Origin of the sequence: Streptomyces sp. CBMA156, from assembly GCF_014596515.1 — a bacterium.
Classification (GTDB): Bacteria; Actinomycetota; Actinomycetes; order Streptomycetales; family Streptomycetaceae; genus Kitasatospora.
Genome location: NZ_MSJQ01000266.1, coordinates 21,722 through 28,257 on the forward strand (window position 1 = coordinate 21,722; position 6,536 = coordinate 28,257).

Genomic DNA, 6,536 nt, shown 5'->3' on the forward strand with positions numbered 1-6,536 from the left:
TCGCTAAGGTACTCAACCTGTCGGAACGACAGAATTCCGTCTCGGGGGACGAACTGATGAGCACACCGCCGAATCCGTACGCCCAGCCGTCACCAGCCCCGGCGGGCCCGCCCGGCGCACCGGCGTACGGGGCACCGGCGTACGGGGCACCCGTTCCGCCGCCGGCCGCGCCGTACGGGCCGCCGCCGGCCTACGGGCAGCCCGCGCCGCCGCCGCCGGCCGGCTACGGCCCGCCACCGGCCTACGGACAGCAACCGTACGGGCAGCAGCCCTACGGACAGCCGTCGTACGGGCAGCCGGCCCCCGGGCCGTACGGGCAGCAGCCGCCCCCCGGGCCGTACGTCCCCCCGCAGTCCGCCCCCGCGGCGCCGCCCGCGCCGTCCGCCAAGCGCGGCCTCCGCTCCAAGCTGCGGATCTTCGGGGTGGTCGGCGGCTGCCTGGCGCTGGCGGTGAGCTACTTCGTCGCCGGGCCGAGCGTCAGCAGCGCCAAGCCGGGCGACTGCGTCCAGGCGAGCGGATCCCGCGACGTCGAGATCGTCAAGTGCACTGACCCCAAAGCGAATTACCGCGTGCTGGCGAAGTTCGAGGGCACCACCGACGTGACCCGCTGCAAGCAGACGCAGCAGACCGCGAGCACGGTGTCGGGCAAGAGCGGCCGCCGCTGGAACAAGAAGCGGTACGTGCTCTGCCTGGGCTCGCTGACGCCCGCCACCACCGGCGTCCCGCCGGTGAAGAAGTCCTGACCTCTTCCGCCACTCCTTCCCGGGGGACCACCTTGTCCGTTCCGCCTCCGCCCCAGATGCCGTACGGCCCGCCACCGGGCGACGGCAACCCGTACGCCTCCGGCGGCTCCTACGGCGCCCCGCCACCGCCGCCACCGCCCCCCGGGTACGGCTACCCGAGCCCCCCGCCGCCGCCCGGGCCACCGTACGGCGGCCCGCCGCAGGACGGTTACGGCTACGGGTACCCGCCGCCACCGCCCCCGATGGACGGCACCACCTGCCGGTTCTGCGGCGGCTACCCGGCGGTGAACGCCACCGTCCGCGGCCACCAGGGCCTGATCATCGCCTTCCGGATGCTGCGGATGACCGGCCCGTTCTGCCGCACCTGCGGCACGGCGACGGTGCGCGACATGTCGGCCCGGACGCTGGTCCAGGGCTGGTGGAGCCTGGTGTCCTGGCTGCTGACCCCGATCACGCTGCTGCTGAACCTCGGCCCGCACAACAGGTTCAAGCAGCTGCCGCACCCCGTCCCCGGCAGCCACGGCCCGCAACTGGACCCGGGCGTCCCGCTGACCAGCCGGCCGCACATCGCGATGCTGCTGGTGCCGGTCTCGCTGGCGGTCGCCCTGACCCTGGCCGCCACCGGGGTGCTCGGCCCGAAGAAGGACGGCCCGGTCGCCGACCCGACCCCGTCCCCCACCCTGCTTTCGTTCTCGCCCACCCCGCTGCCGACGCCGACCCTCACGCTCCCGCCGCCGGCCTTCCCCTCGCCGACCTTCACGGTGCCGACGCCGACCCTCACGCTCCCGCCGGTCACCACCCCGACCGACTCGGACTCCAAGGTCGACTCGGCCGGTGTCGGCGACTGCCTGCGCAACGCGAACGGCACCAGCGAGACCACCGACACCCACCCGAAGATCACCGTGGTGCCCTGCACGGACGCCAAGGCGCAGTACAAGATCGTCTACAAGTACCTCGCCACCTCCGACGAGAAGTCCTGCGAGAAGCAGCCGAAGTCGGACAGCTGGTACACCAGCAAGCACCCCAACCTCCCGGTCCTCGACTACGTGCTCTGCCTGAAGCAGGTCAAGTAGCCGGAACCGGACGAGGGGTGGCCCCGGCCGAACGCCGGGGCCACCCCTCGTGTCGTGTCCGCAGCCGTCCCCGGAGGTCCGGAGCCGGGCTCAGCCCTGCTGCCCGGCCCACCAGTCCCGCAGCGCCGAGACCGCCTCGTCGTGCTCCATCGGGCCGTGCTCCAGCCGGAGTTCGAGCATGTGCTTGTACGCCTTGCCGACCTGCGGGCCCGGCGTGAGGCCGAGCAGCTCCATGATCTGGTTGCCGTCCAGCGCCGGGCGGACGGCGTCCAGCTCCTCCCGCTCCCGCAGCTCGGAGATCCGGGTCTCCAGGCCGTCGTAGGTGCGCGAGAGGGCGGTGGCCTTCTTCTTGTTGCGGGTGGTGCAGTCCGAGCGGGTCAGCTTGTGCAGGCGCTCCAGCAGCGGACCGGCGTCGGTGACGTAGCGGCGCACCGCGGAGTCGGTCCACTCGCCGCCGCCGTAGCCGTGGAAGCGCAGGTGCAGCTCGACCAGGCGCGACACGTCCTCGATGAGCTCCTTGGAGTACTTGAGCTCGCGCATCCGCTTGCGGGTCATCTTGGCGCCGACCACCTCGTGGTGGTGGAAGGAGACCCGGCCGTCCGACTCGAAGCGGCGGGTGCGCGGCTTGCCGATGTCGTGCAGCAGCGCGGCCAGCCGCAGGGTGAGGTCGGGACCGTCCTGCTCCAGGGCGACGGCCTGCTCCAGGACGGTCAGCGAGTGCTCGTAGACGTCCTTGTGCCGGTGGTGCTCGTCCCGCTCCAGCCGCAGCGCGGGCAGCTCGGGCAGCACGTACCCGGCCAGGCCGGTGTCGACCAGCAGCCGCAGGCCCTTCACCGGGTGCTCGGCCAGCAGCAGCTTGTTCAGCTCGGCCTGGACCCGCTCGGCGGAGACGATGGTGATCCGCTCGGCCATCGCGGCCATCGCGGCGACCACGTCGGGCGCCGGGTCGAAGTCGAGCTGGGCGGCGAAGCGGGCGGCCCGCATCATCCGCAGCGGGTCGTCGGAGAAGGACTCCTCCGGGGTGGCGGGGGTGCGCAGCACCCGGGCCTCCAGGTCGTCCAGGCCGTGGTGCGGGTCGACGAAGCCGCGGCCGGGCAGGTCGACGGCCATCGCGTTGACCGTGAAGTCCCGGCGGACCAGGTCCTCCTCGATGGTCTCGCCGTAGGTCACCTCGGGCTTGCGCGAGGTGCGGTCGTACGCCTCGGAGCGGTAGGTGGTGATCTCGATCAGGAAGGAGCCCTCGGGGGTGTCCTTGCGGGCGCCGACGGTGCCGAAGGCGATGCCGACGTCCCAGACCGCGTCCGCCCAGCCCTTGACCAGCTTGAGCACCTGCTGCGGGCGGGCGTCGGTGGTGAAGTCCAGGTCGTTGCCGAGCCGGCCGAGCAGCGCGTCCCGGACGGACCCGCCGACCAGCGCCAGCCGGTGACCGGCCGCCTGGAACCGGCGGGCGATCTCGTCGGCGACCGGCGACACCCGCAGCAGCTCTTGGAGGCCGAGGGTCTGGGCCTCGCTCAGGCCTGGTACGGCCTGGACGGCGGTGCTGGAACGGTCGGTGCGCGCGGTGGGCTCATTGGCAGTGGACACGGCTCACAAGGGTACGTGCCCCGACAGGTCAACCGCCCGCGCGTTTTGGGCGTCTCACCCCACAGCCCGCAACACTGCACCCCAGGCCGCATCGTTACCATGCCGGTGGACGAGTCTCGGGCACCGGACGGGGGATGCGGTGTCGCGTGCTGCCCCCGTCCGCGGAATCCCCGCGGCGGCGGTGCGGCGACGGCGTCGGGCGAAGAGTTCCAGAAGAGTTCCAGAAGTGTGAAAGCGAAGACCGTCGGGCGGACCGCGCCGGACGGCATCGGCGGCGAATCGATCGAGAACGGCGAGGGCGAAGCGAGTGAGTGAGCCGGCACGGCACTCGGGCCTGGGAGCGCACCGACAGCCTGGACGGGCCGAGCGCCCCGCCGAGGGGCGCCATCCGGCCCGGCGGGCCCGCCGGGCGGGCCTGCGCCTGGCCGCCGCCTGCGCGGCCGCCCTGACCCTCTTCACGGCCTCCCCGGCCGGCGCGCTGCCCGCCGGCGGCAACGCCAGGCCGGCCTCCGACTCCTCCGTCACGGCCGAGTACCCGGTGGTGATGACCATCGACGCGCTGAGCCCGCAGGTGGCCGTCCCGAACGGCATCGTGACGATCTCCGGAAACGTCACCAACGCCGGCAAGACGGCGGTCAAGGGCGCCCACGCGGCCGTCCGCAAGCCGTACTCCCTCAAGCCGCTGGACCGGCGCAGCGATCTGGCCAACGTGGCCGGCCGCTCGGTGCCGGACTCGAAGGACGGCGTCGAGCTGGACAGCCCGCAGTACGCCCTGCCGGAGCTGAACCCGGGGCAGAGCCAGCCGTACACCCTGAGCGTCGCGGTGAGCGACCTCGGGCTCTCCACGAGCGGCGCGTACGAGCTGGCGGTGGACGCCTGGGGCGGGACCGCCGACAACCCGCGCGACCGCGCCCTGGGCATCGCCAGGACCTTCCTGCCGTACAACGCGGGCGCCGAGGCGCAGCCCACGAAGGTCACCACGCTCTGGCCGCTGGTGCACCCGCCGGTGATGGCCGCGCAGACCTTCGCCGAGTCCGACCAGAGCATCCCGGTGCTGCGCGACGACAGCCTGGCCGCCGAGTTCGCCCCCGGCGGCCGGCTGTACGAGCTGGTCGACACCGGCGCCAGGCTGAACGGCCTGACCTGGGTGATCGACCCGGACCTGCTGGACACCGCGCTCGCGATGACCAAGCCCTACAAGGTGCAGAAGCCGGGCACCGAGGACAGCGGCAAGTCGGCCAAGGAGGACAACGTCGTCCAGGGCACCGGCTCGGCCGCCGCCGCCGCCTGGCTGGACAAGCTGCGGGCCGCCGTCGCCAAGCAGGGCCACCAGGTGGTCGCGCTGCCGTACGCCGACCCGGACCTCGCCTCGATCGCGCACAACGGCGCCGACCTGACCGGGATGACCGTCGCGCTCGGCAAGGCGGCCACGGCCGGCCGGCTGACCGTCGAGGGCCGGCTCGCCGTGGACACCCGCTCCGACGTCGCCTGGCCGTTCCAGGGCTACCTCGACCAGCAGGTCGCCGCCCTCGCCCAGCAGTCGGGCAGCGGGCTGGTGCTGGTCAACGGCGGGAGCATGCCGGAGTCCGACGCCCTCACCTACACCCCGACCGCGGTCCGCCCGATCGGCAACGGGCAGACCGCCGTGGTGGCCGACGAGACCGTCTCCACGCTCTTCGAGAAGGACCTCAGCAGCCCGCAGGCGCAGACCGAGGCGACCCAGCGCTTCCTCGCCGAGACCTTCGCGATCACCCACGAGCAGCCGCAGAACCAGCGCGCGCTGCTGGTGATGCCGCCGCGCGAGCTGAGCGCCGCCAACGCCAAGGCGCTGGCGAACGCCCTCCAGACCGCGGACGGCAAGTGGATCTCCTCGGTCAAGCTGGACACGGTCGCCCAGTCCGCGGCCGACCCGAAGGCCAACACCGCCGTCCCCGCGGCCACCGACTACCCGCCCCAGACCCGGGCCTCCGAACTCTCGGCGGCCGACCTGAGCAGCACCGACGGCATCCAGCACGACCTGGACACCCTGATGCGGGTGCTCACCCTGCCGCAGCGGGTGCGCGGTCCGTTCAGCGCCGCGATGGTCCGCTCGCTGTCCACCGAGTGGCGCGGGCAGCCGGCGGCCGGGAACAGCTACCGCACCGGCGTCACGAAGTACCTGAAGGAACTGACCGAAGCCGTCCAGGTGCCGAAGAAGAACAGGGTCACCCTGGCCGGCGACACCGGTCTGCTCCAGGTCAGCGTGCGCAACGACCTGACCCAGACGGTCACCAACCTGAAGCTGGTGCTCACCTCGGCCCAGCCGAACAGGCTGCGGGTGAGCCGGGAGGAGCAACTGGTCCTCCCGGCCTCGCAGAGCGTGACCATCCGCTTCAACGCCGAGGCGCACAGCAACGGGGAGGTCGCGATGATCGCCCAGCTGTGGACCACCGGCCCCGACTCCCGGCCGTACGGCGAGCCGCAGCCGTTCCGGGTGGACGTCACCTCGGTGACCAACGGCGTGCTGTACGTCTTCGCGGGCGCCGGCCTCCTGCTGCTGCTGGCCGCGCTGCGCTTCGTGCGCCAGCGCAAGCGGCGCGGCGGGCAGCAGCACGAGGACGGCGACCAGCCGGTCGGGGACGGCCCGGCGGCGGGCGGCGCCGCGGCGGACGCGACAGGCCCGGCCCCGGGCCCGGCGGCGGACACCGCGGAGGGCGCGGAACGGGGTTCCGGGCAGGATCCCGCCGGGGCCCCCGCACCGGAGGGGACCGGTGGGACGGACGACACCGCTGGTGGCGGTCCCGCACAGACACCGCGCGGCAGCAGCCCGGATGGCCGGGATCGGGCCGCCGGTGATGAGAAGGTTGGTCCTTGATACCGCCGACCCCCCGCACCCCCGGGCCGGCCTCCCCCCACGACAGCGAAGAGGTGACATGACCGGGCGCAGCGAGGAGCGGCCGCCGGGCCGCGGTGAGAGCCGGCCGGGCGCCGAGTCGCCGTCCGGCGACTGGTACGTGGCCGACACCTACGCCCAGGATCCGTACGCCGCGGACGCCTACGGGAACCCGCAGGACGGCCAGGACCCGTACGGTCTGCGGGCCGGTCGGCCCGCCGCGCCGCAGCCGCCGGCCGCCGCGTACGACGTGCCGCCGCAGCT

General features: G+C 73.4%; 4 protein-coding genes and 1 pseudogene. 4 read left to right on the forward strand and 1 reads right to left on the reverse strand.

Annotated features, from left to right (window positions below):
- Positions 1–56 precede the first annotated feature (56 nt).
- Positions 57–743 (forward strand): hypothetical protein, encoded by a 687-nt coding sequence (locus BU198_RS22495; protein WP_188298663.1) that lies wholly within the window; start codon positions 57–59, stop codon positions 741–743.
- Between the two features lie 32 nt (positions 744–775).
- Positions 776–1,816 (forward strand): hypothetical protein, encoded by a 1,041-nt coding sequence (locus BU198_RS22500; RefSeq protein WP_188298664.1) that lies wholly within the window; start codon positions 776–778, stop codon positions 1,814–1,816.
- A gap of 90 nt (positions 1,817–1,906) precedes the next feature.
- On the opposite strand, the gene BU198_RS22505 is transcribed toward BU198_RS22500, so the two are convergent.
- Complete coding sequence (locus BU198_RS22505) at positions 1,907–3,331, reverse strand: CCA tRNA nucleotidyltransferase (protein WP_188298667.1); 1,425 nt, start codon at positions 3,329–3,331, stop codon at positions 1,907–1,909.
- A 376-nt stretch (positions 3,332–3,707) separates the two neighbouring features.
- Between BU198_RS22505 and BU198_RS22510 the strand changes: the two genes are divergently transcribed.
- Both BU198_RS22510 and BU198_RS22515 read left to right on the forward strand, forming a co-directional pair.
- Positions 3,708–6,254 (forward strand): DUF6049 family protein, encoded by a 2,547-nt coding sequence (locus BU198_RS22510; RefSeq protein ID WP_188298665.1) that lies wholly within the window; start codon positions 3,708–3,710, stop codon positions 6,252–6,254.
- A gap of 58 nt (positions 6,255–6,312) precedes the next feature.
- Positions 6,313–6,536, forward strand: a pseudogene (locus tag BU198_RS22515) (hypothetical protein); the annotation flags it as partial.

Excerpts from the sequence above, each read along its gene's own strand:
- BU198_RS22495 (WP_188298663.1), top strand. The coding sequence starts at position 57 with ATGAGCACACCGCCGAATCCGTACGCCCAGCCGTCACCAGCCCCGGCG.